This is a genomic window from Pauljensenia sp. 20925_1_34, assembly GCF_041432775.1.
Classification (GTDB): Bacteria; Actinomycetota; Actinomycetes; order Actinomycetales; family Actinomycetaceae; genus Pauljensenia.
This window is the reverse complement of record NZ_JAPWAG010000014.1, coordinates 1-23,356: the sequence shown is the minus strand read 5'-3', so window position 1 is coordinate 23,356 and position 23,356 is coordinate 1. Positions and strand designations below refer to the sequence as shown.

At 66.5% G+C, this 23,356-nt stretch carries 24 protein-coding genes; 12 read left to right on the top strand and 12 right to left on the bottom strand.

The window, feature by feature from the left end:
- Positions 1–307: 307 nt before the first annotated feature.
- The gene (locus O3669_RS06700) at positions 308–1,147 is read right to left on the bottom strand and encodes an aldo/keto reductase (RefSeq protein WP_371524118.1); all 840 of its coding nucleotides are present in this window, start codon (positions 1,145–1,147) and stop codon (positions 308–310) included.
- A 41-nt stretch (positions 1,148–1,188) separates the two neighbouring features.
- Here O3669_RS06700 and O3669_RS06695 point away from each other — a divergent pair, with 41 nt between their 5' ends.
- Positions 1,189–2,493 (top strand): M18 family aminopeptidase, encoded by a 1,305-nt coding sequence (locus O3669_RS06695; protein ID WP_371524117.1) that lies wholly within the window; start codon positions 1,189–1,191, stop codon positions 2,491–2,493.
- A gap of 169 nt (positions 2,494–2,662) precedes the next feature.
- Here the strand turns inward: O3669_RS06695 and O3669_RS06690 are convergent, their stop codons facing one another.
- The 3 genes from O3669_RS06690 to O3669_RS06680 form a co-directional block, all read right to left on the bottom strand.
- Positions 2,663–3,094 (bottom strand): Ohr family peroxiredoxin, encoded by a 432-nt coding sequence (locus O3669_RS06690; RefSeq protein ID WP_371524116.1) that lies wholly within the window; start codon positions 3,092–3,094, stop codon positions 2,663–2,665.
- Positions 3,095–3,202: 108 nt separating this feature from the next.
- Positions 3,203–3,724: an NUDIX domain-containing protein gene (locus O3669_RS06685; RefSeq protein ID WP_371524114.1), complete on the bottom strand. Its 522-nt coding sequence runs from the start codon at positions 3,722–3,724 to the stop codon at positions 3,203–3,205.
- Positions 3,725–3,742: 18 nt separating this feature from the next.
- On the bottom strand, positions 3,743–5,317 hold the full coding sequence (locus tag O3669_RS06680) for an aspartate:alanine exchanger family transporter (protein WP_371524113.1): 1,575 nt from the start codon (positions 5,315–5,317) through the stop codon (positions 3,743–3,745).
- Between the two features lie 113 nt (positions 5,318–5,430).
- Here O3669_RS06680 and O3669_RS06675 point away from each other — a divergent pair, with 113 nt between their 5' ends.
- The 7 genes from O3669_RS06675 (at position 5,431) to O3669_RS06645 (ending at position 10,351) form a co-directional block, all read left to right on the top strand.
- Positions 5,431–6,066, top strand: coding sequence for a DUF2510 domain-containing protein (locus O3669_RS06675; RefSeq protein WP_371524112.1), 636 nt, complete (start codon positions 5,431–5,433; stop codon positions 6,064–6,066).
- Complete coding sequence (locus O3669_RS06670) at positions 6,063–6,782, top strand: hypothetical protein (RefSeq protein WP_314769169.1); 720 nt, start codon at positions 6,063–6,065, stop codon at positions 6,780–6,782. Before O3669_RS06675 ends, O3669_RS06670 begins: the two co-directional genes overlap by 4 nt.
- Positions 6,783–6,922: 140 nt before the next feature.
- Entirely contained in the window at positions 6,923–7,624 is a 702-nt protein-coding gene (locus tag O3669_RS06665) for a hypothetical protein (protein ID WP_371524110.1), read from the top strand.
- A gap of 85 nt (positions 7,625–7,709) precedes the next feature.
- Entirely contained in the window at positions 7,710–8,288 is a 579-nt protein-coding gene (locus O3669_RS06660; RefSeq protein ID WP_371524109.1) for a DUF2510 domain-containing protein, read from the top strand.
- A complete protein-coding gene (locus O3669_RS06655; RefSeq protein WP_371524108.1) occupies positions 8,285–8,980 on the top strand; it encodes a hypothetical protein in 696 nt (231 codons plus the stop codon). Before O3669_RS06660 ends, O3669_RS06655 begins: the two co-directional genes overlap by 4 nt.
- Positions 8,981–9,059: 79 nt before the next feature.
- Positions 9,060–9,677 (top strand): DUF2510 domain-containing protein, encoded by a 618-nt coding sequence (locus tag O3669_RS06650; RefSeq protein ID WP_371524106.1) that lies wholly within the window; start codon positions 9,060–9,062, stop codon positions 9,675–9,677.
- Positions 9,674–10,351: a hypothetical protein gene (locus tag O3669_RS06645; protein WP_295920018.1), complete on the top strand. Its 678-nt coding sequence runs from the start codon at positions 9,674–9,676 to the stop codon at positions 10,349–10,351. Before O3669_RS06650 ends, O3669_RS06645 begins: the two co-directional genes overlap by 4 nt.
- A 92-nt stretch (positions 10,352–10,443) precedes the next feature.
- Here O3669_RS06645 and O3669_RS06640 read toward each other — a convergent pair whose 3' ends face one another.
- The 5 genes from O3669_RS06640 to O3669_RS06620 all read right to left on the bottom strand — a co-directional run bounded on the left by O3669_RS06640 (position 10,444) and on the right by O3669_RS06620 (position 16,157).
- Complete coding sequence (locus tag O3669_RS06640) at positions 10,444–10,866, bottom strand: RNA-binding S4 domain-containing protein (protein WP_371524105.1); 423 nt, start codon at positions 10,864–10,866, stop codon at positions 10,444–10,446.
- An 8-nt stretch (positions 10,867–10,874) separates the two neighbouring features.
- A complete protein-coding gene (locus tag O3669_RS06635; protein ID WP_315283605.1) occupies positions 10,875–13,577 on the bottom strand; it encodes an ABC transporter permease in 2,703 nt (900 codons plus the stop codon).
- A gap of 20 nt (positions 13,578–13,597) precedes the next feature.
- Positions 13,598–14,335, bottom strand: coding sequence for an ABC transporter ATP-binding protein (locus tag O3669_RS06630; RefSeq protein ID WP_295920013.1), 738 nt, complete (start codon positions 14,333–14,335; stop codon positions 13,598–13,600).
- Positions 14,332–14,940, bottom strand: a complete 609-nt coding sequence (locus O3669_RS06625) for a PadR family transcriptional regulator (RefSeq protein ID WP_295920011.1) — start codon at positions 14,938–14,940, stop codon at positions 14,332–14,334. The genes O3669_RS06630 and O3669_RS06625 overlap by 4 nt, the downstream gene beginning before the upstream one ends.
- Positions 14,941–15,332: 392 nt before the next feature.
- Positions 15,333–16,157, bottom strand: a complete 825-nt coding sequence (locus tag O3669_RS06620; protein ID WP_371524103.1) for a hypothetical protein — start codon at positions 16,155–16,157, stop codon at positions 15,333–15,335.
- A gap of 144 nt (positions 16,158–16,301) precedes the next feature.
- On the opposite strand from O3669_RS06620, the gene O3669_RS06615 reads away from it, so the two are divergent.
- Positions 16,302–17,180, top strand: coding sequence for an aldo/keto reductase (locus O3669_RS06615; protein WP_371524102.1), 879 nt, complete (start codon positions 16,302–16,304; stop codon positions 17,178–17,180).
- Positions 17,181–17,199: 19 nt separating this feature from the next.
- The gene (locus O3669_RS06610) at positions 17,200–18,519 is read left to right on the top strand and encodes a DUF4921 family protein (protein ID WP_371524101.1); all 1,320 of its coding nucleotides are present in this window, start codon (positions 17,200–17,202) and stop codon (positions 18,517–18,519) included.
- A gap of 93 nt (positions 18,520–18,612) precedes the next feature.
- On the opposite strand, the gene O3669_RS06605 is transcribed toward O3669_RS06610, so the two are convergent.
- On the bottom strand, positions 18,613–19,902 hold the full coding sequence (locus tag O3669_RS06605; RefSeq protein WP_371524100.1) for a hypothetical protein: 1,290 nt from the start codon (positions 19,900–19,902) through the stop codon (positions 18,613–18,615).
- Positions 19,903–20,041: 139 nt separating this feature from the next.
- Between O3669_RS06605 and O3669_RS06600 the strand changes: the two genes are divergently transcribed.
- Positions 20,042–20,320, top strand: coding sequence for a DUF4235 domain-containing protein (locus O3669_RS06600; RefSeq protein ID WP_295968843.1), 279 nt, complete (start codon positions 20,042–20,044; stop codon positions 20,318–20,320).
- Positions 20,321–20,350: 30 nt separating this feature from the next.
- Here the strand turns inward: O3669_RS06600 and O3669_RS06595 are convergent, their stop codons facing one another.
- Positions 20,351–20,719, bottom strand: coding sequence for a sterol carrier family protein (locus tag O3669_RS06595; RefSeq protein WP_314769150.1), 369 nt, complete (start codon positions 20,717–20,719; stop codon positions 20,351–20,353).
- A 100-nt stretch (positions 20,720–20,819) separates the two neighbouring features.
- On the opposite strand from O3669_RS06595, the gene O3669_RS06590 reads away from it, so the two are divergent.
- On the top strand, positions 20,820–21,728 hold the full coding sequence (locus O3669_RS06590; RefSeq protein WP_371524099.1) for a cytochrome C oxidase subunit IV: 909 nt from the start codon (positions 20,820–20,822) through the stop codon (positions 21,726–21,728).
- Between the two features lie 402 nt (positions 21,729–22,130).
- Here O3669_RS06590 and O3669_RS06585 read toward each other — a convergent pair whose 3' ends face one another.
- Positions 22,131–22,901: a phosphatidylcholine/phosphatidylserine synthase gene (locus O3669_RS06585; RefSeq protein WP_371524098.1), complete on the bottom strand. Its 771-nt coding sequence runs from the start codon at positions 22,899–22,901 to the stop codon at positions 22,131–22,133.
- Between the last annotated feature and the right edge of the window lie 455 nt (positions 22,902–23,356).

The following is a 23,356-nucleotide window of genomic DNA, read 5'->3' as shown; positions in this document are numbered from 1 at the left end:
AGGGTCCGGAGGGCACGGGCGGGCTTCGAGATCGACCACTCCGAGCCTTTAGGCTCGCGTGTGGCGATCTCGCGGGCGGCCGGGCCCGACGGCGCCTGGAACACCAGCGGAGCCGCAAGCAACAAGCTCAACCGCGAATTCCGGCTGCGCCGCCGGTGTGGAGGGCGCCGGAGGGTCCGGAGGGCACGGGCGGGCTTCGAGATCGACCACTCCGAGCGAAGCTCGCGTGTGGCGATCTCGCGGGCGGCCGGGCCCGACGGCGCCCGGAACACCAGCGGCGCCACAAGCACCACCGAACGAAGAAGCCTCAGAACTCCTCGTAGTACTCCGGGTTCTGGTCGGCCTGGCGGCCGCCGGGGCGCCCGAGCGCGCTGATCGCAGCCATCTGCTCAGGCGACAGCGAGAAGGAGAAGATGTCGAGGTTCTCGCGCTGGCGCTCAGGGTGACCGGACTTGGGCAGGGGCAGGGCGCCGAGCTGGTAGTGCCAGCGCAGGATGAGGCGCGACGGGGACACGCCCGCTTCGGCAGCCAGGGCGACGATCGCGGGGTCGTCGACGATGCGCCACTTGCGGCCCAGCGGGCTCCAGGACTCGGTGAGCACGCCAATCTGCGCGTGGTAGGCCAGCGCGGAGGCCTGCGGGAAGTAGGGGTGCAGCTCGATCTGGTTGACGCTCGGGTACTCGCCGGTCTCGGCGTGCACGCGGTCGAGGTGTTCGGGCAGGAAGTTGCACACGCCGACGGAGCGGATGAGGCCGCGCTCGCGCGCGTCCAGCAGGGCCTGGAAGGCTTCGACGTACAGGCCGCGCTTGGGATTGGGCCAGTGGATCAGGTACATGTCCCAGTAGTCCAGGTCGGCGCGCATGAGGGATTCTTCGAGCGTGTAGACGGCCTCGTCGTAGCGCTGGTGGCGCCCGGGGAGCTTGGAGACCAGGCGCAGCTCCTCGCGGGGGACGCCGCAGCGGCGCACGGCCTGCCCGAGGGCGCCCTCGTTTTCATAGTTGAAGGCGCTGTCCAGCATGCGATACCCGGCCTCGACGCCGGAGATCATGGAGGCGACTCCAGCCTCGCCGCGCAGGTTGTAGGTACCCAGCGCGATGGCGGGCAGAGTCAGGCCGTCGGACAGCGTGTACATCGGAATTCCGCTCATGACTCCAGCATAGCCCCCTGTCACGGGCCTACGATGGGGGTATGGCACAGCTTGAACTGGATGAGGTCCACGCGAACGCGGTGGACTATCAGCATTTCCTCCTTGATTCTCCTTCCCCCTATCATGCGGCCGAGGTCGTGGCTCAGCGCCTGGTGGACGCCGGCTTTACGCGCGTAGACGAGAGGGGCGCGTGGGATGCGTCCCCGGGCGGTCACGTGATGGTGCGCGCCGGCGCGGTGGCCGCGTGGTTTGTCCCCGAAACAGTGGCCGATGACGCGGGCTTCCGCATCGTGGGTGCGCACACGGATTCGCCGGCGTTGTCGGTCAAGCCGTCGGTGCAGTCGACGACGCCGGATGGCTGGGGCCAGATCGACGTCGAGGTGTACGGCGGCATGATGTGGAACTCGTGGCTGGATCGCGAGCTGACGCTGGCGGGCCGCCTCGTTCTGACCAGCGGCGAGGTGATCCTGGCCCGCACGGGCCCGATCGCGCGCATCCCACAGTTGGCGATTCACCTGGATCGAGACGTGAACCCGGGCGGGCTGAAGCTGGATCCGCAGAAGCACCTGCATCCGGTGTGGACGGTGGATAACCCGTACGGCAACGTGCTGGAGTACGTGGCGCGCACCGCGGGTCTGGATGATGCCTCGCAGATCGCGGCCTTCGACCTGATTCTCACGCCCAGCCAGGGCCCGGGCTTCTTCGGCGACAAGGGTCAGTTCGTGGCCGCGTCGCGCCAGGATAACCTGTCGAGCGTGCACCCGGGCTTGGTGGCCCTGGAGCGCCTGGCCGCGGAAGGAACGCCTGCGGGCGGCGACGTCACGGTGTTCATGTGCTTCGATCACGAGGAGGTGGGCTCGGGGTCGCGCACGGGTGCGGCGGGCCCGATCCTGGAGACGGTGCTGCGCCGAACGGCGACGGCGCTGGGCCGCGACGAGGATGGTTTCGAGCGCATGCTGGCGGCTTCCTCGTGCGTGAGCGCGGACGCGGCGCATTCGGTGCATCCGAACTACGCGGGCCACCATGACCCGGATAACCGCCCGGTGATGGGTCGCGGCCCGGTCATCAAGATCAACTCGAAGCAGCGCTACGCGACGGACGCCGAGGGCATCGCCCTGTGGAATCGCGCGTGCGCGGCGGCGGGCGTGGCCTCACAGAGCTTCGTGGGCAACAACGCGATGCCGTGCGGCACGACGATCGGCCCGATCACGGCGACGCGCCTGGGCATCCTGACGGTGGACGTGGGCATCGGCCTGCTGTCCATGCATTCGGCGCGCGAGATGAGCCACGTCGATGATCTTCTGACGCTGTCGCAGGCGCTTAAGGCGTACTGGCAGGGCGCCTGACGCCCGGGACGCCCGCGCCCGGCAAACCCGAAGGGTGCAGCCGTGCGCGCGGCACCCCCGGCGGCGCTTGAGAACCTCCCCCGGAGGGCACACGGGGGGCATGAGGGAACCCCGGCCTCGTCCATGTGGAACGGACGAGGCCGGGGTTGCTTTCGTCTATCGGGTGCGCTCAGAGGTTGGCGACGGCGGTGACGGTGACGGGCACGTTGCCGCGCGTGGCCTTGGAGTAGGGGCACAGCTCGTGGGCGCGCTCGACGAGGGCCTGGGCGCGGTCGAGTTCGACGCCGGGGATAAAGACCTTAATGTCGGCGGTCAGGGCAAAGGAGTCACCCTCGGGGCCGAGGCCGATCGTGGTGCGCACGACGGAGTCCTTGGTGTCGATGCCCAGTTCCTTGGCGGCCAGGCCCATGGCGCCTTGGAAGCAGGCACCGTAGCCCATGGCGAAGAGGGCTTCGGGGTTGGCGCCGTCGCCGGGGCCGCCCAGTTCCTTGGGCATGCGCATGACGTGGCTGATGCCGAGCGCGGGGACGGAGGAGGTGCCGGCGCGGCCGCCCGTGGAGTCGGCGGTGACGGAGTATGCAATCTTGCTAGGAGTATCCATACCCCCATTCCACCACTAGGACTTCAGTCCCGCAAGGGGTTTGACGCAAACACAAGCATTTTCGCGCCGGGAGGACGAGGCCGGGGTCCGCCCTCAGGCCACGCGCCGTCAGGCGGTGAGGAAGTCCGCGCCGGGGCGGCCACTCAGCGCCTTGGCGACGGCGCGGCGGAAGCGGTCGTTCATGGGCGGGAGCTGGTCGGCCCGGAAGAAGGCGGTCTCGCTGTTTTCGCCGTCGGCGGGGCTGGGCTCGCCGCTCACCCACTGCGCGGCGAAGGCGACGTCCAGGTAGGTGGTGACATCACCGTTGGCGTAGGTGACGGGGCCGACGACCTCGACGGACAGGAGGCGGCATACCTCGATACACACGTCGGCCTCCTCGGCGGCCTCGCGGGCGGCGGCGATCGCAGGCTCCTCGCCCGGGTCGACGATGCCGGTCACGGGGGTCCAGGCTCCATTATCCGAGCGGCGCACGCACAGCATCTCCACCGTCTCAGGCGCGATGGGGGTCTCCCAGTCGATCGGCGCGCATCCCGGCGCGGGGCGCAAGATGACGACGGTCGTGCCGGGCATCCACAGGGGCGCGTTGCCGACGTGGCGGCGCAGTTCGAGGACGAAGTCGGGGGTAGCCATGACCCTAGTCTACGGCGCTCACAGGAAGGAGGTGATGACCGGCAGGAGCAGGATCTTGATGATGATCGCGAAGGCGAAGAGCGTCGCGTAGGCCGCCTCGATGCGCTCGTCGGTGACGCGGGCGTCGGCGGCCTGCAGGACCGCGGGCTGGCCGAGGAAGCCCGCGATGCCGCCGGCTGCGCGCGCGGAGGACAGGCCGATGAACTTCGCGCCGAGGGCCTGGATGACGCAGCAGACGATAACCATGACGGCGGCGAGGAGGGCGGCGCGCCAGCCCTCGGGACTGCCGAGCAGGCTCGCGAACTGCGGGCCTGCGTTCAGGCCGAGGGCTGCGAGGAAGAGCATGAGGCCGATCTGTCGGATCGTCAGGTTCGCGGCAGCGGGCAGGGTCCACACGAGCGGGCCGGTGCGGCGCAGGGCGCCGAGCAGCATGCCGACGATCAGGGGGCCGGCGGCGGCACCCAGCTGGAAGCCCTGGCCGCCGGGCAGCGGGAAGGAGACGATGCCCAGGAGCAGGCCGAGGACGAGGCCGATGCCGAAGGCCATGCCATCCACCTCAGCGACGCGGCGCTCGGAGTCGCCGAGCCACTCGGCAACGTCATCGAGCTCGTCCGTGGGAACGACGACGGCGACGTGATCGCCGAGCTGCAGGTCAAGGTCGTCGCGGGCCAGGAGGTCCAGGTCACCACGGCGCACGCGCGTGATGACGGCACCGAATCGCTTGGTGACATTGAGGTCGCAGACGCTGCGGCCGGCGACGTCGGGGTTGGACACGACGATGCGCTCGAAGGCAAGGTCGGAACGGTCGTCCTCGAGGTTGTGATCGAGGATCTTGCCGACAAGGGGTGCCGTCTCCCTGATGGACTCGGGGTCCCCGACCATGACGACGTGGTCACCCGGCAACAGGTCCTCGCCGGCCGCGGTGACGCGGGTGCGGCCGTCACGTCGCAGGTAGGACAGGCGCACGCGCTGGTCGCGCCACGCGTCGATGTCGCGCGTGTTGATGTGCTTGGACACGCGAATACTCACGGCCTCCAGGGAGGACCCCGCGAGGGAAGGCGTGTCCTTGGGGCCGACCCACTTCCTCGTCACGGTGATCGTGACGACGAGGATGCCTCCGATGACACCCACCGGATAGCCGAAGGCGTAGCCGACCGCCGCGTTCGCATCCCCGGTGAGCCGGGTAGCCGTGTCGAGGGCGGGAGCAGCCGTCAGAGCACCCGTGAACAGGCCCGACGTCAGACCGGAGGACAGGCCGAGGAGGCGGCCTCCCACGAGCGCGATGACCGCGCCGACGATGCACACGACCGTGGTGAGGGCGAGGAGGTTCGTCTGCTTACGTAAATTCTGGAAGAAGGTCGCGCCCGCGGAAATGCCGACGCAATAGACAAAGAACGCCAGACCCATCGGCTGGACGATCGACATGTGGTTACTGACGACCTCGGGATGCAGAGCCGAAACGACGAGACCGACGAAGAGAGCACCCGCCGCTCCGAAGCGCAGCGGGCCGATCCGAATGGCCCCAATCGCCGCACCCAACGCAACGACGACAAACAGCGCGAGCAGGGGTGAGGACGAGAAGAGACCAGCCATAGCTTTCAGGGTACCTGTCACATCCTGAGACGGGTGTGAGAAGCGCAAAGGTGACCGAGTTATAAGGCTCACGGGTTGGGTATAGACTGCACCCAGAAAGTGAAAGGATGGCCATGTCTCAACCCGTTGCCGGATGGTACCCCGACCCCGCCGGAAGCCCGCGCCTGCGCTGGTGGAACGGCAGCTCGTGGACCGAGCAGTTTCAACCGATGCCCAACTTTCGCCAGCAGCCCATTCCCGCACCCATGCGAAGCGTCCCCGTGCCCACCCCTGGCGCGCCCGCAGCGCACAATGCGCCGATGCAGCAAGGTGGCGCGCGGGGAATCCCCGCACCCCAGCCTCGACAGCCAGTCCCCGCTCAGCAGGGCGCAGCGCAGTCGGACTCGTCCGCGTCCAGTGGCCCCCGCATGCCATCCTCTCAGCAGGCTCCGAAGGTTCACCCCAACCCCTACCAGAACACGGGCGTGACACCGGTCTTTTCAGACGACGAGGACACCCCGGCTCAGAAGGGAAGCGACAAGAAGGCCAAGGCGAGCTCCGGGCAAGGCTGGTTTATCGGCATGTTCGCCGCATGGATTCTCGTCGTCATTCTCGCGGTGACCGCCGTCTACACCGGATTGTCCTACTCGAGCGCGAGCAAGGACCTCGCCAAGGCCGAATCTGAGCATGCGGCCGCGCAGGCGGAGTACGACGAGGCACAGTCCGGCCTTGAGCAGGCTCAGAAGGAACTGACGGAGGCCCAGAAGTGACCAATGATGCCTCGCCTTCCGCGAACGTTGAGTCTTCTCCCGGCACGTACAAGATCATGACGATCATTGCCACGGTGCTGTGCCTATGCCTGCTCGGTGCCTCCATCTTCCTGGGCAGCGGAGCACACTCGCAGAGCACCAAAGCCGCGCAGACGCGCGCCGACACCGAGTCACTGCGAGCGAAGAAGAAGGACGCGGAGACAGAAACCGCGAACGTACGAACGCAGATCACCTCAACGAAGGTTGAGGGATCGGCCAAGACCTGGTGCGACGAATTCACGTCCGCCTACTCCACCCCTAACTCCCTGACCAATGCGTCAGGGGAACTCTCGTCTAAGACGCAGAACCAACGCAACGCGATTGCGCAGCTGTGCCCCGAGAAGAAGGCATTTGTCGAGGCCCTGCACGCCGCGCCCGAGAGTTCGTTTGAGAAGTCTTCGCAGACCTGCGAGATAACGGACGAAGGGCTGACGTTCTCGGAGACCATGACGATCACGAACAAGCAGCTGTCGGACCTCGGCGATATCGACGTCACGGTGGACCTGTACTACACGAAGGGAACGAAGCCGGCGAAGGATGCGAAGCCCATCGGCACGTTCTCCTTCACCATTTCGTCGGGAGGCAGCGCAACCTACTCGGAGAACCTGCCCGACCCCGGCGTACCCGGCGGGAAGTGCATCACCAAGGTGCAGAGTATCTGGATGAGCGGCTTGTGAGCAATCCCTGCCCTACCCACCACCGACCCAAGTCCCGGACGGGTATGTACACACATGAGTGACGGGACACCACTCCCGAGATGTCACCCCGAGCACACGCCGGACCGTGACCGCGTGCAGGACCTCGGAAAGGAACAGACATGAGCAGCCCCGCGAACGGAGCTTCCACCCGCACGATCAAGATCTTGACGGCCATCGCGGCAGTGCTGGCCCTGTGTTTGCTGGTCACCTCCATTTTCTTCGTTACTGGCACCCGCTCACGGAAGGCGGAAGCCGACCAGACGCGTACCGACGCGCAGTCTCTCCGCGACAAAAAGAAGGAGACCGAGACGCAGACCACGGACGTGCGGGCCAAGATCGACACCGCGAAGGTCGACCAAAGCGCCAAGACCTGGTGCAACGAGTTCACGTCCGCCTACTCCAGCCCGTCGCTGCTGAATAGTCAGGCAAACAGCCTGCACGCGAAACCCCAAACGCAAATCGATGCGATCGCGGAGCAGTGCCCCGACAAGGAGGCGCTCTTGGATGCCATCTATTCCCTCAAGTCCCAAGCGTTCGCCTCGGAGGGAAGCTGCGAACTCGTCGGTACCGACGTGACGTTTAAGGGCGAGATGTGGGCCAACGACGAGAAGCTGGCCGCCCTGGGTGACCTCGAGCTGACCGTGGACTTCTACCTCACGGCCGCGAAGGAATTCGGAGACTCAGATAAGCCCCTCGGATCGACGTCGTTCACGATCCCCAAGGGCGGAAAGGCCAGTTACACGCTGACAGTGCCGGGTAATGGCCTGACCGAGGGCAGCTGCGGCAACATGATCACGAGCTTGTGGGTGACCGGCCTCTGAGCGGATAGTTGCCCACCATCCGTCCTGCGACTAGACTTCCTGACCAGAAAGACAGTTTTATTCGCAAGGGGAAAGGGGGCCCACGATGAGCGAGCCCGCACAAGGATGGTACCCGGACCCCAGCGGAGCGCCGCAGCTGCGTTGGTGGAGCGGGAGTGACTGGACCGACTACGTCGTCCCTTACGCGACGCAGGATCAGACGGTCAGCAGCCCCACCGTCCGCGCGCAGCACACCGAGGTCGACACCCGGGACGAGGCCATGGCCGCCTCACCCGACACCGTTCCCCTCGCGCGTGGTAACGAACAGGGCCACGCCCCCTCTCGCGGGGCCGACGCGGTTCCCATGCCAATACCGTCGCCCGTACCCGAGGCCACGACGAGCGCTCACGGCACCAAGGCCTCGTCAATGAGCGAGCACGAGGCGAGCGCAAGCACGACGGCACCCGCTCGCACGACCGGGCGATGGGTGCTCGCCTGCGCCGCCTCGTGGATTCTGGTCGCCGTCTTCATCGGTGTGCTCGTCTTCGCGTGGTCCCACCTGGGCGATTCGAGCCGCATCTATCACGACGCCGAGCAGCAGGCACAGAGCGCTCAGGATCAGCGCGACAACGCTCAGTCCACGCTCGAGGACATCAACCGCCAGATCGAGGAGGCCGAGAAGTGAGCACCGCACCCGTCCCCCTGCGCGCAGCAACCGTCGCGGGAGCCGTCCTCGCCGTCATCTTCATCGTCTTGTCCGCCGCGGTGAGTTGGGTCAACATCTCGCGTACCCAGGCCGCGCACAGCTTCGACGAGCAGGCCGCCCAGGCACAATCCGACAAGGCCGCACTCGACCAGGAGATCAAGGCCGCCAAGACTCGTCTGGACGCCGTCGGCGTCGTGCGCGACGCCTCCACCTGGTGCGATTCAATCTCGCGCGAGAACGCCTCCACGATCCGCGACGCCATCAAGACCTACGATTCGGCCACCCAGTCCCTCAAGGAGACCATCCACGCCCAGTGCCCCGACAAGGAGACACTGGCCAACGCCCAGCGGACGCTGTCTAACGCGGACTTTACGATCGCTATCACCGAATGTACGACCGATCAGGTGACGACCACGGTCAACGGGACCCTCACTATCAAGCCATCGAGTACCATTACTACGTTTGGTCCCCTTGATGTGACCGTCATCGGCTACACCACGGAGAAGAACACGAACCTCAATCCGTCCTCCCCCTACCAGGGGACCGCGACGGCGACGCTGACACCCGGCACGACGCTCGCCTTCACGGTCTCAGTTCCCTACGACCCGCAAATGACGGACAATACAGAGTGCGGGGCCACGATGACCGCGTGGTGGCCCTCAAACATGTGACGCTGGCGAGACCGGTCGCTCACCAGTCACCCCCATTCCAACCGTCCCGTGATGGTGGGAACCACGAAAGGAGCTTTCCGTGAGCAACCCGATCGAAGGTTGGTACCCCGACCCGGAAGGAACACCCCGCTTGCGTTGGTGGGATGGCACGGGCTGGACCGACGACTACAGGACAGAGGCCTCCTACGACGTGCCCAGCCCACACGTCAGTCGCTTCGCACCCACGATTGACCCCGTCACGGGCACGACCTCCCACCCCATCACGGGCATCATCGACCCGTTCACTGGATCGGTCGCCAGACCCGTGACCAGCACCGGCCGTTTCGCGCCCACCATCGATCCCGTCACAGGGACTGCCTCCCACCCGATCACGGCCAGCGTCGACCCCATCACAGGCCGAGTCCTGCGCCCCGGCGAGGAGGCGGACACCCCCGGCCACGCCACGCCCGACGTCCCCCCTGCGGGCGCCGAGCCAACGACCGCGCAGAGCCAACGCCCGGCCCAGGGCACCCCCCAGCCCCCAAAGTCTCAGGTCGTCATCGCGGTCATCACAACGATCCTCACCATCGGCTTCGCGGCGGGTGCCACCATGACGGTCAGCATGTACCGGGCGGCATCGGCGGAGTTCCAGCAGGCTGAGAAGGCCCTCAGCGACGCCAACTCCGATCTGAGCGCAGCACAGGAGGCAGCACAGTGACCACCAAGCCCGCCACGTCAACGGCCAAGCCCGCTAAGAACAAGCTACTCAGCATCTACAACCGCGTCATGGGGCTCACCCTGATCCTCGTGATTGCCGCAGCGATCACGTTCGGCGTCCTGGCGAACAAGTATCGGACGCAGGCCCGTTCCCTGTCCGAACAGGCCGCCACCGCCACCGCGGAGGCCATCGAGACGCGGGCCAACACCTGGTGTTCCTCGATCAGCGCGTCGAATGCCGAAGCAATCCCGCAGCTCTACGACGACTACAAAAACGCCAGCGAGCAGCTCCGACAGTCGATTGACTCTCAGTGCACCAAGCGCGTGACAACCGCTGTTTTCATGACCACCTATACTCCGGATGAGATCGTTAAGCTCACTGACGAGTGCAATCGCAACGCCGACAGTACCGTTGTCACCTGCAGTGGCACCGCCGAGCTATACCGGGACAAGGCGGACACCCTAACCTCGTTCAGCAACACGACGGTCGTCCTCACCATCGAATTTTCCACGGACGAGACCCGACAGAACGTGACGCACGTCGACAAAGACGTCGTCACGCTCACGGTGCCCACCGACGGCAACAAGATCGACTACACGTTCGACCTACCTTACGACGCCGCGTGGGGCGCCTTCTACAAGATCACTCCCCAGTCCTTCTTCCCCAACGAGTAAGTACTCTCGCTGACGGTCCCGTCGCCTCACCAGGCGGCGGGACCGCGCGTATACGCACCGCAACCAGGGCCCGCCACGGCCTCGGCACAGGGTCAGTAATGCTCGTGAGAGTCGTACCCGCGCAGGCGGTCCAGCTCCCGGCGTTCCTTCTTGGTGGGGCGCCCGCTTCCCTTCTCGCGCATGGCGACGGGGATGTGGACGCGGGGACGCTCGGGGGTGCGATCGTCGTACGCGGTGCGCGCCTGTGGGTAGGACACGCGCTTATTCAGCAGCACTACGACGCCGAGGATCCGGTCGAAGCCCTCGATGCGTAGGCGCACTTCGTCGCCCACGCGCACCTTGTAGGCGGCCTTGACGGGCTCGCCGTTCACGCGCACGTGTCCGGCGCGCACAGCTGCAGTCGCCTGGGAGCGCGACTTGAGGTGACGGGTCGCCCACAGCCACGTGTCGACGCGCACGCTTGACGAGGCCAGCGCGCCTGGGGGGATCACAACCGTTTCGGGTGCATCACTCATGGGCGAGCCTAGTTGATGCGGCGAATACGCTTCTGGTTGCGCGGCGTCAGGACGATGGCGACGAGCGCGCACAGCAGTGGCATGCCGATGAGCATGCCGAGCAGTGCTCCCCACGGCACGACGGGCTGCAGCGTGGTGGTCAGCGTCGGGAAGATATTGGAGCGGGCAAAAGTAATGACGGCGAGCACGCCGACGATGAGCCCCGAGAGGACCGCTGTAGGAATCGCGTTGAGCGCGAGGACGACGCCCTGCCAGGTGGTGACGTGGCGCCGCATGGTCGGGGCCGCGCCGATCGCGTCCAGCGTGTCCAGATCCGGCCGCATGTCGGAGGCCGAGAGGGCCACGACCAGGGCGACCGTGGCGGCCGCCGCGACGACCGCGATGAGGGCCGCGATGTAGGGCAGGACCTGGGAGCGCATGGTCGGGCCGATCACCTGAGCGGATGCGCCGGGCACCTGGCGGGCGATGGTCGCTTGGAAGGCGGGCGCATCCACGGTGCTCACAGGCTTCTCAGGCGTCAGGAGGCGGCCCAGCGTGACCGACTCGAGGCCGAGGGACGTTGCTGCGCTCGGGGAGAGCACCATGACGTTGATGCGGGTCAGCGGCGAGGCCGGGAAAATCTGCGTCGCCATGACGTGCGCGTCGGGGAGCTCACTTTCGGAGACGCCGGCGGCCCTGGCCTCGGCGATGGCGCTCGTGTCGAGGCTGCGCAGCCTCACCTGGCCGGCCCCGTCGATGTACTGCTTTTCGGGCACCAGCACGCCGCCCGCGTTGAGCGTGGCAACCGCGCGGACCATGTCGGCCTCCTTGAGGTAGCCGGCCTGTCGCAGGTAGGTGCCGTCGTCAACGATATAGGCGACGTCCAGCTCCGCCATGGGGAGCATGTCGGAGGCCTCCGGGGACGTCGAGTTGTCGTGCGGGGAGACGGCTTCGACCATGGTTCTGGGGCCGCCGGGGCCACTGTTCCACGCCATGCCGGTGAGGACCGCCTCGGAGGTGATCGTGCGGTCGTTCTTGATGGTGTCGGACGCGGCCTGCATGAGCGCGCGCGAACGGGTATTCGTTTCCGTCTTGTCAACCGTCGAGACGAAGATTTGTCCGCGCTGGCCCAAGTGCGGGCGCGAGTTCCAGCCGGCCTCGTTCGAGGAGGACAGGGTGATGAGCAAGGAGCAGGCGACGAAGACGGTCGTCAGGATCGAGGCCATGGCCGGGAACGTTCGGTGGCCGTTGCGCACGGCGTCGCGCAGGGCCAGGCGCATGCTCATCGACGCGCGGCCGTTGGGCACGCGCCAACGCGTGAACACGTAGGGGATCGAGCCGATGAGGCCAACTTCGAGCAGGGCGACGCCGAGTACGAGCGCCAGGATCGAGCCGGCGGCGGCGGCCAGGACCAGAACCGGGATGCCGGCCAGCAGAGAGATCGGATAGATCATGCGGCGGCGCACCAGGCGGGAGGGTTCCCACACACGCCCGCCAATGACCGCCGAAGTGTCGATGTGGGAGGAGGTGTGCGCCGGGGAGACGGAAGCCATGAGGGACAGCAGGATCGGTAGCAGCACCGACAGGCCGGCCGGCCATAGCGGGACGATACCGATACCGAGGCCCGACCACACGCCGATGCCGACCATCGCAGCGCCGGACAACGCCAGCGAGAACCCGGCCGAGTAAGCGCCGATGATGAGGCCGTGAGCGATCGTGAGGCGGCGGCCGTCGGAGCGGTCTCCGCCGTTGGCGACGATCATGGCGGCCGTGCGCATGACGGAACGCTGGGCGACCGTGTACAGGGGCGAGATGAGTAGGATCATCTCGGTGAGGATCAGGAGGACTCCCGCGACCAGGAGGAGGTACTGCCACGGGTTCGTGTTACGAGTGGGTTCGGTGACCTGGTACTGGGCGATCTGGGGCGGCATGGCAGATGCGTCGGGCGGGCTGGCCAGCACATGGCGCGAGACCACGGAAAAGCCGGACGCGTTGAGTTCGCGGATCTTGTCCCAGGACACCGGCACCGGACCCGTGACGAACCAGGCCGTCTGGGTGCGCCCGGCCACGGCCAGGCGGTCCACATCGAGCGTGCCGTCACCGACGATGGCGCGACCGCTGCCCTTGATGATCGCGTCGACCACGGCGGTACCTGTGAGAGTCTGGCTCGTGCGGTCGCGCCCGACCGTCAGCGACAGGCTGAGCGTGTCCCCGACCGACACTCCGAGTGCGCGCGCGACGTCGTCGGAAATGACCGCGTGATCGGCGCCGAGCCCACCGTGCATGGAGCCGGCGTCGACACGCGGGGCGTCCAGCGACGCTGTCTGCGTGCCTGCGTCAACCGTGTAGCCGGTCCCGTCGGGCGCGGTCATATGCAGCTGGTAGAGAGTGTCCACCGCGATCAGTTGGTCGCCCGGGGGCACCCACTGGGTGAGAGTCTCCATGGTCACGTCGACTTCCTCATCCGAGGACGTCTTGAAGAAAAGGTCGGCCGTGACATTTTGGTCGAGGGCAGTGGTGGAACGTCGCAGCGTGACGGCCTGCGCGTCGGTGCCGTGCCCCAGCCAGGACGAGGCCTGGTAGCGCTGGGAGGTCGTCACATCCCAGAAAGTGAGCGAGCCGATCGCGATGATGATCGGCAGGGAGATGAGGATGACGGCCGTAACCGTGCGCCCCAAAGTTTGGCGTGCATCACGAGAGGCGATGCGGAGTACTACTCCCCATCGCCTCATCCGTGTGCTGAGTCGGCTCATTAGATCCTTGGTGCTGCGTCTGCCAGCAGATCCCTCAGTGAGTCACCGCGCGATCGATCAACGATGCGACCGTCGCGCAGGAAGACAGTGCGGTCTGCCCATGCGGCCATTCTGGCCTCATGAGTCACGAGGATACCGGCTGCGCCCGCATCTATGTGGTTACGCAACACCAACATGATCTGTTCGCCAGTGTGAGAATCTAGCGCGCCGGTAGGCTCGTCAGCAAGTATGACCGACCGGTTACCAACGAGGCCCCGAGCGATGGCCACGCGCTGGCGCTGACCACCCGAGAGCCTCTCGGGGAAGCGATCCGCGAGCTCCGCGACGCCCACTTCTGTGAGGGCAGCCATCGCAGCCTCGCGCACCTTCGAGGGACTGACTCCATCCAGCTGTAGCGGCATCTCAACGTTTTCAAGAGCCGACAGCGACGGGATCAGGTTGTAGTCCTGGAACACGTAGCCGATCGACCGGCGTCGCACCTCGGCACGGTGCACACTGTCCAGCCCAGCCAGGTCGATTCCGTTCACGTAGACACTGCCGTGCGTGGGGCGCTCGAGCCCGCCCGCGATAGACAGCAGCGTCGACTTGCCGGATCCAGAGGGGCCCATAACAGCGAGAAGCTCGCCGGGCGCGACCTCAAGGTCGATCCCGTCGAGCGCTCTCACTCGGACGCCATTCGCGCCGAACTCATGTCCGACGCCGGCCATCCTGATCGGTAGCGGCACAGGCTGGCTCATCGCACCCCGGCACGCTCCGAAATACCGGCCTCAGCCTGGGCCCAGCTCATCGAGCGGCCCTTCGCGGCAGCGAAGGCGGCGCGACGCGCGGCCTCGGAGACCGCACCGGACTCGATGTGGTCGAGCCAGTTGAGCTCGGCCTCGAGGTCGAAGATGTGACGCTCCAGGATGAGCTTCCAGGCGAGCTCGCCCTCGTCGGCCGAGGCCTTGAGGCGGGTCACGTCGCGCAGGGAGCCCAGGGTCGAGCGACGCTGGGTCTGAATCATGGCCTCGACGTCGACCGTGGGGTCGGCAGCGGCCACGGCGAGCTTCATGACAAGCTCGTCACGCTCGGGGTGCTCGCGCGGAACGGGGGTGGACCACCAGGCGTTGAGAACATCGCGACCAGCGTCGGTCAGCTCGAAGACCTCAGAGTCACGGCCCGCGTTGGTCTCAGCGTGAGACACAACCTGACCGTCACGCTCCAGGCGCTGCATGGTCTGGTAAACCTGGCCGATGTTGAGCGGCCACGCTCCACACGTCTGCTCCTCGAACATCTGCTTGAGGCGGTAGACACCCGCGGGCTGCTGCGCGACGAGTGCCAGCAGTGCATTGCGAACCGACATAACTCTCCGTTCGTTGTAGTGACGCGTTGGCTTTCGTAGTTGAACAGTATCTATCGTACGCCAAATCGTTACATAGTGAGGACAAATGACGGTGGGTTACCTAACAAAATCCCTACCGCCTGGTTAGATGCAAGCCTTTGACATTCCGCGGCACACGCAACAAATTAACCGAGCTTCTAATAAAAGTGCCAACCATGTTGCAGACATCACGCACAGGGTTTTCAGCTTTATTGCAATGTTTTATAAGTCAAGCGGTCAGAGATGACACACCTCGCGCCCCGACACACCCAAAGCAACCAAAACCGACCCTCGCCTAGTATTTGACCAGATAGATAGTAAATAATTGACACCCGCTGATCTCAGACTATGAGACCTACGAATCAACAGATGGACTATTCAGCGAGTACGTCCTCGATGTCTTCCCAGAGCACCTCCGGCGATGATGAAGCAACTGCCGCCCAGAATTCACCGTCCTTATCCGCCAGCAGAGGCACCTCATCGGGGTACAGCTCAGTAAACTCCACGCCCGCCAGCACCTCGCATACCTCCTCGCTGGTGCCAATCAAACGCCAACTGTCACCCGACAAATCCGGGTACTCCGCCGCATCGACGACCCGGACGGCGAGCCCCACCCACGAGTCATCCGCGAGGTCCGCCCAGAAGGCTCCCGTCGCCTCGTCGATCTCGGAATCGATGATCTCCGCGATCTCGCGGGCAGCCTTCGGCACCTCCACGAGAATCTTCGTGTCGTCGCCCCGTTCGAGCGCGCTGACAAGCACCTCCGGTACCGCCGTCGGCACAATCCCATCGCCGGAGGGTTCCCCCAAGGCACTGAGTTCGAAAAAGGTCTCGCGCAGCTGCGCGGAGTCGATAGACCACACCGACAACAGGTCATCCTCGCCCGCGTACAGTCCCCCCTCGTCGCACCGCGACACCACGGCGGAGTGCGGGCCAACGAAGAAGGTGGATCGGCGGCACCCAGCCGGAGAGACGACCCAAGCGGTCAGCACCTTCGTCGCCTGCGAAAACGCCTGAAGGAGAACGGCGAGATGCGGGACGGGAGCATCACCGACGACGAGGCCCTGGCTGCGCAGCAGCTCAACGAACGGATGCTCGGGGTCGGCAACGAGCCCATCGGCATATGAGCGCAGAGCGTCGCACTCCAGCTGGCTCATGTCGAAGACGACGCCGTCCTCCGTCTCGTAGACGTTGATCATGATTCCTCCTGCGCTCTCCAACCGGTGCCCCACACTGCTCCGAAACGAGGACAACACTACGGCACACTGACCGAGCGCGTGTGGACGACGGCAACTGCGCCGCGTGCGGAAGGCTACACTGGGAACGACTAGGAGGATTCACCGATGAACGCCCCATTACCCGACGACGCCACCACGGCCTCGTCCCCAATTCCGACCCTCACGCTGCCGACGGGATTGCCCATCCCCGTGCTGGGTTTCGGCACCTATAAAGTCGCCCCCGAGGACGCCTACGACGCCGTCAGCCGCGCCCTCGAGGTCGGGTACCGCCATATCGACACCGCGCAGATGTACGGCAACGAGGCCGAGGTTGGAGCCGCGCTCGACGCCTCCGGAATCCCGCGCGAGCAGATTTTCCTCACCACCAAGGTCGACAACTCCAACCACGAGCCCGAGCGCGCCGCCGCATCCATCGCCCAGTCGCTCGAAGACCTGCGCACCGACTACGTCGACCTGCTCCTCGTGCACTGGCCGCTGCCCACCCTCTACGGGGGCGACGTTGCCCTGCCCTGGCCGGCCCTCGAGGAGGCTTTCAACACCGGCGGCGCACGCGCGATCGGCCTGTCGAACTACGAGCGCGAGCACGTCGAAGCGGTCCGCGCCGTCGCCACCGTGCGCCCGCACGTCCTACAGGTCGAGGCACACCCCTTCTTCCCCAACGCCAACCTGCGCGCCTACGCCCAGGGCCTCGGCATGGTCTTCGAAGCGTGGTCTCCCCTGGCCCGCGGACGCGCCATCACCGACCCCACCCTGCGCGCCATCGGCGATGAACTGGGCGTCAGCGCCGCCCAAGTCACCCTGCGCTGGGCCATCGACCGCGGCCACGTCGTCTTCCCCAAGACACTGTCCAGCCAGCGCATGGCCACGAACGTCGACGCTTTTTCCTTCAGCTTGAGCCCTGAGCAGACCGCGCGCATCGACGCCCTCAACGAAGGCGAAGCCGGACGCACGGGTTCGCACCCCACCACCATGAACCGACTCTAACGACAGGTACGATTGAGACATGGCATCGAAGCTCACCCGCGCCGACCGCGCCATCGTGCGACTCGCCGACGGCACCGTCAAACAGCAGAACCTGCTCACCGGCACAGAGGTATGGACCGTCCCCGGCCGCGGAAACCGGCCGCTCACAGCGCCACGCACCGACCGCAACCCCATCGACCACGACGCCGACGGACACCACTGCGCGTTCTGTTCCGGCCGCTACCTGGAGACCCCGCCCGAAAAGTCGCGTCTCGTGCGCCGCGAGGACGGCACATGGGAGCAGCTCGACGCCCTGGGTGCCGACAAGCTGGGCGACACAGTCGCCGAATTCCGGCGCATCCCCAACCTCTTCGAAATCGTCTCCTACAACTACTGGCACCTCAACCACGGGCACGTGCCCTCAGAAGAGGACCGACACCGCATGGCCCGCTACCTGGCCTCGGACGCGGGCTACGACCACGTGATGAACGTCGTGCGCGCGCGGATGCTGGCCTCGGGCATGAGCGAAGGCGAATTCGCCGCGACCAGCGAGACCGCACGCCTCCAGGCTGCCAACGGCTTCTTCTCCGGCGGCCACGACCTGATCATCGGCAAACGCCACTTCGTCGACGGCGCCACCGAAGCCCACCAGCTGGCCGGTTCGGGCACCCTCACCCCCGAGGAACACGCCCAGTACACCGCGTACACAGCCCGCTCCATGCGCGACCTGTACGACCTCAGCCCCGCGGTGCGCTACGTCGCAACCTTCCAGAACTGGCTGCGCCCCGCCGGTGCTTCCTTCGACCACCTCCACAAGCAGCTGGTCGCCATCGACGACATGTCCGTCCAGACCGAGGCCGAGCTGGAGCGCCTGCGCGCCCAGCCCGACATCTACGACCAGATCTTCACGGTCGCTGCCACCCGCAAGCTCCTCATCGCCCAAAACGAGCACGCCGTCGCCCTGGCCGGCTTCGGTCACCGCTTCCCCGGCATCGCAATCTGGCCGCTGCACTCCCCGCGCAACCCATGGGAGGTCAGCGACGAGGCCATGGCTGGGATCTCCGACATCCTGCACGCCGCGCACGCGGCGACCGGCGCAGACGTGCCCGCCAACGAAGAGTGGTACCACCGCCCGCCCACCGTCTCGACCCCCATGCGCTGGAGGATCCTGCTCAAGTGGCGCATCTCGACGCTGGCCGGCTTCGAGGGCGGCACCCGCATCTACCTCAACACAATCGACCCGTGGAAGGTCGTCGAACGCACGGTCCCGCGCCTGCGCGAGCTGCGCGAAGCGGGCCTCATCGCGCCCATGCGCATCGGCGACGAGTGCCGGGTCAGCCCCTCGATGCTGCGCGACTAGAGGGACTCCATTCGCGCGCGGGAACGGATAGGCCGACACGAGGAGCGGGGACGCGGCACTGCCGCGTCCCCGCTCCCATCACCGGTGGGGTGCCTACTCCTCGTCGTCGTAGGCCGCCGACCCGTCGTCTTCCGCCCCGGCCTCGTCCTGCACGGGGTCGACCGCGGAGCTCGTCTGCGGCTCAGTCGTGGGTTCCGTCGTCGGCTCGGGCGTGGACGCTGGTGCGGGAGCCTCGATGGCCGAGCTCCACGTCGACAGCCACGCGTTCATCGCGTCGAGGGAACCGATCGTCTCGTCGGTAACGACCGCGTTTCCGCTGATGCCCATGAGCCACTCGGCCTTCGTGTCGGCGGCGAGCACGCCGTCGATCGGGTACGCGGCACCCGTCGTGGCCAGGGAACGCTGCGCGATTTCGCCCTGGAGCCAGGCAATGAGGGACTCGGCACCGTCGGAGGCGGGTGCCTGAGTGGCAGCCACGTACATGATGCGCGCGATGCACGTTGAGGTCACCGCCGTGCCGTACGAGTCAGCGCCCGTGTTCGTCGCGGCCGCAGCCGCCAGCGACCGCGGAGCAACCACCAGCGGGTAGGAACCGGACTTGCCTGACTCAGAACCCACGACCTCGGACAGATAGCTGTCGGACACGTACGCGCCGGCCGTCCACGCGCCGATCGTCGCGCCCAGGGAGGCGTCCACGCGCGGGTTCAGAGACTGCACGAAGGGCCCGAGGCCCTCGCCCGTCTGAGAGGCAGCCTCCTGCACAAATGCGCGTCCCACCGACGACGAGGCCGGGTCGGGGACCGTGAGCAGCGCGCGCACGCGCGGGTCGGACAGATCGTGGAACGAAGTCGGCAAGGGACGATTATTCGCGCTCATCCAAGACTTGTCGGCAATGACACACACGTCGTCGCGCCCGTACGCCACAGCCGCGGGCGCGCCATCAACGGCCGTCCCCGCGAGAGTCATCGTGTCCTGCGGGGGCGCGCCAGCGATCATGCCCGCCCTCGCAGCCTGCAACGCATCCGCGCCATCCAAGCCTAAGACGACATCCGCATCAGCCTTCGGCACCATGGCCACGCCATCAACCGGGACGACCGCGACCGAGAAACCCGTCGCCTTCGTGAACGCCTCCGCCGTCTCGGTAGGCAGCTGCGCGCCGCCCACGAGAGCAACCGTCACCACGCCCGAACCTGAGCGAGGCGTCGGCGCGTTAATCGTGCCATGCAAGTCACCGGGCAAGCCCTGGGCCCCCTGGCCGGGAACGACCGGCGCCGCGAAAGGATCCTGTGGGGCGCTCGACGACACAGACGGCGAACACGCCGACAGGGCCGTAGCAGCAGCCGCGAGGGCTGACAGCGCAAAAACAAAGCGGGCGCGAGCCATGACGAATCCTTCTGACGGGAACAGTTGCGTCTAAGCATAAGACAGACAGCCGCTGGGCCTCGCACAAGACCGGAGTGTGGGGCATCATGGAAGCACGCGCGCCCGCGCAGGGACAATCAACCCACGCCAGGAGACACACATGGATCCCGCCACCATCGACAAGATCGCCACGACCGCCGTCATCGCCGGAGCAGCCTTCGCAGCCTCCAAGATTTTTGAATTTGGTTGGAAGGCCGTCACCAAGCGCCCCGTCCCCGCCGAGGACGCCGACGACGTCACCCTGGCCTCGCTGGTACTCTTCGCGGCCTCCACCGCCGCCGTCGCAGCCGTCGCCCAGCGCTACGCCTACAAGGGCTCCCAGAAGTACCTGGCCCCCAAGCTCATCGCACGCTTCGGCGCTCCCCAGATCGAAGCCTGAGCCTCACCGACCCGATCCCCTCCCCGCCCCTCACACGAGCGGCAGGAGGGGCCCCAGGTCCGTGCGCTCTCCCGACGCGCTCACCAGGGAGCCAGCCACGGCCTCGTCCCACGTGAGCACACCACACGCGAGCGACAGCCACGTACGCGCGTCCGTCTCCACGACGGCGGGCGGAGTGCCGCGCCGATGCGTCGTGCCCGGCAGGATCTGAACCGCGCCCGCGGGAGGCACACGCACCTCGACCGAGCGCCCCGGGTGCAGGGCCCCCAGCTCCTCGAGCGTGAAGCGCACAGCCGTCAGGACCACGGGGCGCGGCGCCTCCCCGCCCCGCTCAACCGCCTCGCGCCACGCGCGCAGCGCCTCCATCCCACGGGCCGTGTCAATCCGTCGTTTCGCCATGCGACGATTCTACGTCCCACACGTGTGAGCGCCTGAGCGCGCATTCCGACCGGCCAGTCAGGCACAATTGGATGGTTACACCCCTAACGAAAGGCCACCCGTGAGCGTCACAGCATCCCTCATCACGCTGCGTTCGATCCTCGACATCGAGATCGCGCGCACCTACCAGTGGGATGCCGCCACCATCATCTCCGTCTCCGGCGTCGACCGCGCCGGCGACCTGACGACGCGCGTCGTTGAACATCCCGGCGCCCTGGCAGACATCGCCGCCGAAGGCTTCTCCCCCCACTCCGCCGCCGGCCACGCGCTCTCCCACGAGCTCCACGACGCCATCCAACGCCGCGTGCGCCTGTGGATTGCGGAGATCCCCACCGACCAGCTGCCGCGCCTGCGCGAGGCCCTCGGCTCCGACGTCATTCACGAGGCCGGCGCCCCCTCCGGCGGTTACACGCCCATCGCGCTGTCCCCCCTCGCGCTGCTCGAGGCGTGGGCGGACGGCACCGACGAGCAACGCGCCTTCATGCGGGTCGCCATGGCCGGCCTCGACACGCTCTCAACCGCGTCACGCGCCACCCGCGCCGCGCGAGCAGTCGGTGCCTCCATCATTGAGCGCACGGCCTTCCTCAAGCTGTGCCGCAACCCTAAGTTCATCGCCTACGTCGTCGTCCTCGTGTACTCGATGGCGCGGGCCGTGCCCGTCATGTACGTCCCGCACTTCCGGGGCGACTGGCGCATCCTGTGGGCCATCGACATGATCACCGCCATCCCCTACACGTGGGGCCTCATCGAAATGGTCGCCGGACAAAAACTCTGGCACCGCATCGTCGGCGCCGTCACCTCCGCCGTCACCTTCCTCGCCCCCTACGTGTACTTCCTCATGTACGGGCGCCACGCTCCCCCGGGCGTGTGGACTGCCATCGCCCTGATTTTCTTCGGCGGCATCTTCCTGGAGGTCTTCCGCTACCAGCGCGACCGGGCCGTCAAGAAAGGCCTCGCGGAGCTCTCGTAGCACCGCCTCCCCCAGCTGTTGTCCGTGCCCGAGGGCAGCGGCGAAACGGTCGCGGTTGCGTAGCGCGCGCACATAACTACTCTCCGTGCCCGAGGGTGGCGGACCGCCCGCCCGCCGTCCACGCCGCGAGCCTAAAGGCTCGGCGCGTCGGCTCGAAGCCCGGCCAGGCCCTGCCGCCGCCCTCCGGTCCCTCCGGCGCCCTCCACACCGGCAACGCCCTCCACACCTGTGGGGCCAGCGTCCACATACTGTATGTTCACAGCGCAACTTGCCCCGGCCTCGTCGCCGGCCGCGGGCACCAGCCCGCCCCGGCCTCGTCGCCGCCCGAACGAGGCTCGCATAACGACGTCCCCCGAGCGCAATGCCCGGGGGACGTTCTCGTATTCGTTCGTGGCGGGAAGCTTACTTATCCTCGCCGGTCGCCGTACGGATGAAGCCGGCGATCAAGAACCAGCCGCCGCCAATCCAGAAGAGGATGAGCGCCCACAGGGGCTGGACCGGGTAAGCAACGACCATGTACGCACACGCGACGATCCACGCGGCGGCGCCGACGATGTTGGGGATCTGGAAGCGCTTGACGCGCGCGGGATGCGTGTAGTGCAGCGGGACGAGCGTCATGATCGCGAGGAAGATCGTCGCCGCGATGTTCACCCACGCGGGGGTCTGCAGGACGTACATGACGATGGCGACGCAGTTCCAGGCGGCGGGGAAGCCCACGAAGTAGTTGTCGTTGGACTTTTCGCCGTCGTTCGCGTAGCAGAACAGGGAGGAGACGATGATGACGATCATCATGACGACCGGCACGGGCTGCGGGCCGAAGGGCAGGTGCAGCGCCATGAACAGGGCAGGCAGGAACGTCCAGGTCAGATAGTCGACGAGGTTGTCGACGACGCCGCCGTCGAACCACGGGATGACCTCGCGGACGCCGACCTTGCGGGCGAGGGTGCCGTCGACGCCGTCCACGATGAGGGCGATGACGAGCCACAGCCACATCATGGGGGTGTTGTTGTTGAGGATCGCGAACAGAGCGAGCGTGGCCCACACGAGGCCCGAGATGGTGAAGAGGTGTACCCCCCACGCGGCGATAACGCGGCCGAGGCTGGGTTTCTTGGTCGAAGACGAGGCCGAGGCCGCGTCCTGCTGATGTGTAGCGGTGACGGATTGGTCGGGCACGATGGCTCCTGGTGTTACGGGTTGTTTCCGCTCCACAGTATGTCAAATCTTTGTGAGAATGCGGTAGACCTTTGGGAAACCTCTCAATAGTTGTATTGCCGCGGGCGACTTGTTCTTTGCCAGTCCACGACGAAACAGCATAAAACGCATTCAAGCACAGGCACGATAAGGCCCCTCCTGAGCGTGTACTGGCAAGGTTTCAGAAACGTAACAATGTGCGGAGCGCGGGCTCCGACGGGGCGTCGGCGCATCGGGGCATGGCGGCACGGCTCCAAACGGGGGTATTACGACTGCCGCGCCTCGTTGTCGAACGAGCCGCGGCGACGGCACGGCTCCAAACGGGGGGAATTACTACCATAGGCCCGCGACACGCCGGCGACACGCCGCCCAGAGCCTCCTATGGTAGCAATTCCCCCCACCGCTACATCACCACAAAAGTCGCACGTAATTTCCCT